General features: G+C 37.6%; 2 protein-coding genes. One reads left to right on the plus strand and one right to left on the minus strand.

All coding sequences use genetic code 11. The annotated features are described in order from the left end of the window. Window positions 1-43: 43 nt before the first annotated feature. The gene (locus tag BCG07_RS00260) at window positions 44-937 is read right to left on the minus strand and encodes a DUF350 domain-containing protein (RefSeq protein WP_138529104.1); all 894 of its coding nucleotides are present in this window, start codon (window positions 935-937) and stop codon (window positions 44-46) included. A gap of 77 nt (window positions 938-1,014) precedes the next feature. Between BCG07_RS00260 and glnE the strand changes: the two genes are divergently transcribed. Then, on the plus strand, window positions 1,015-2,444 hold a 1,430-nt coding region (glnE, locus tag BCG07_RS00265; protein ID WP_286887950.1), incomplete at its 3' end, for a bifunctional [glutamate--ammonia ligase]-adenylyl-L-tyrosine phosphorylase/[glutamate--ammonia-ligase] adenylyltransferase.

A 2,444-nucleotide genomic window follows, 5' to 3' on the forward strand; every position in this document is an offset into this window, starting at 1 on the left:
TGTAAGCAAGTTTTGTGTAAGCCCAAGCGAAAAGTGTTTAATGTTAAATAGAAAACATGCTAATTAGTAAATAGCCTATTGCACAAAAAACAGCAAATTCAATACAAGCAATACCTATGTTGTCTTGATGATCAACTTCAAGTGCTGCATCAATATTGGGTAGTGATATTTTTTTTACAATAAATGTTAACGCATACAACAGTATCCACATTACACCGCAATGCATTACCAGTGTAAATAGGTTTTCAACCATTTTACCGTTTTGAAACGTAGCACTCGACAAGCCTGCATACGAGGCAAGCGCTAAACCAATTGATTTACCAGCATAGCGAATACCAATAGAGGTATTTTCTAAATTAAAATTACTTTGTAGCGAAGCGCCTTGATTGGCTTTTGCAAAACGATGTTCGCGTATTTTACTATCAAGTGCAAACATACCTTGCAGTAAAAAAAAGCTGACTAACGCGATTAATAAGTTACTGAAGCCTTGAGTGTGGGTCCATGTGTAAAGGCCTAAGGTCATAATGAAATTAGCTATTAGCATGCCAGAGTCTACTAAGGCGGCGCATACATTTTGTTTTAAAATAGCCGCTTCTTCGTTAAAACGATGCAAAATCCACTTTCGGTGAATCAAATGTCCCACTTTTATAAATGAAAACAACAGCAGCACTAATATTGCTACTTTAAGTGGATTAGATTGTGCGGTACTTACACTTATTTCATCAAATAAAAAGGCAATGGTTGCAATAACAACCGAAATCTCTGAAGCAAAATTGATCCCCATGGCAAAGTTATCATGCTGGGCTAATTCATCTTTAAGCGCTTGTTTTAATTTAATTTGAGTTATTATTCTTAATGAAAAAATAGTTAAGCAAATAACAACAAAACTAATAGTAATCGCAACAAAACTAGTGTTAGATAAAGATAAATATGACATGGTTGTCCTAATTAGAGTTAACCTTAAAGGTTTTAATCATTCTAGTACGGTTACTGATGATATAAAAGAGAGGATTGATGAGTAACGCAATACAACTTCCTGTTCAATTACAAAAACTTGGGTTAAAGCGCTATGAGCAGCTGTACCCGCAGCATCCTATAGAAAACGAAGTTGTAAGGTTATTAGCGTTAAGCGACTTTGCTTGGCGCTGTATTCAGTCTCAGCCTGATTTAAAAAGCGGGTTACTATGTGAAGACGAAATTAAAAGTAGAGACATACTTTCCCCCTTCGAAAACTTAACACTGGCAGATATAAACGAAGCACAGTGTCATCAAATACTTCGCAAATATCGTGAAAAATACTGGCTTAAAGTCGCTTTTTTAGATTTATGTTGTGAAAACCCAATTGCAGATAGTATTGAGTATATTAGCCAGCTCGCTGATAAGTTAATTCAAAGCGCTAACGAGTGGGCCCATGCGCAGGTGGCCACACTTAATGGTGAGCCTGTAGATGAGCAAGGGCAATCTTTGCCTTTAATGGTACTTGGTATGGGCAAGTTAGGTGGCAAAGAACTTAACTATTCTTCAGATATCGACCTTATATTTGCATACCCTCGAAGTGTTAAAACTCAAGGCGGCCGAAAAAGTATTGAGGCGCAGGTGTTTTACACAAAAGTGGCTCAAAAGTTAATAGCAGCACTTAACCAAACAACAGGGGATGGGCAGGTATTTAGGGTTGATATGCGCCTTAGGCCATTTGGTGAAAGTGGCCCATTGGTCATGAGTTTTAACGCTATTGAAGATTATTACCAAGAGCAAGGGCGTGATTGGGAGCGTTACGCCATGCTTAAAAGTCGTTTAATTGGTAGGCCCAATCACTATTGGGATGAATTTAATCAATTGCTTAAACCTTTCGTATACCGACGCTATATTGATTTTTCAGTTATTGAATCGCTTCGTAAAATGAAACTCATGATTGCACAAGAAGTTCGCCGTAAACGTTTAACCAATAATATAAAACTGGGGGCTGGTGGAATACGAGAAGTTGAATTTATTGTTCAAGCACTACAAATGGTACGCGGCGGGCGAGAGGCTAATTTACAGACGCAATCATTACTTAATGCGTTAAACCAGTTAGCACTAAACCAAGTTATTGATGACGACGAAGCAAAAGAGCTGAAAGGTAATTATCTTTATTTACGAAAAGTAGAGCAATACCTGCAAATATTCGACGATCAGCAAACACAAACTTTGCCTGATGATGAAATAAACCAACAACGATTAAATTACCTATTATCGCAATCAGACTTTGCAGCGTCAGTAAATGAAATTGAGCAGGTAATGGCGCAGGTGCACAATGAGTTTATACAGGTAATAGGGGAAGAAACAGAGCCTCTAGACACGTGTGAAGGTACATTTATAAGTGCGTGGGATCATTGTGATGTCAGTTTTTTAAATGAACCTAAAGACGAATGGCAAGAACCACTGCAAGACTTTAAATTACGTTT

The organism is Pseudoalteromonas sp. ESRF-bin5 (assembly GCF_002632075.1).
Classification (GTDB): Bacteria; Pseudomonadota; Gammaproteobacteria; order Enterobacterales; family Alteromonadaceae; genus Pseudoalteromonas; species Pseudoalteromonas marina.

What these genes read in the sequence shown, in the direction of transcription:
- BCG07_RS00260 (WP_138529104.1), bottom strand. Translation starts at nt 937, where the DNA reads ATGTCATATTTATCTTTATCTAACACTAGTTTTGTTGCGATTACTATT.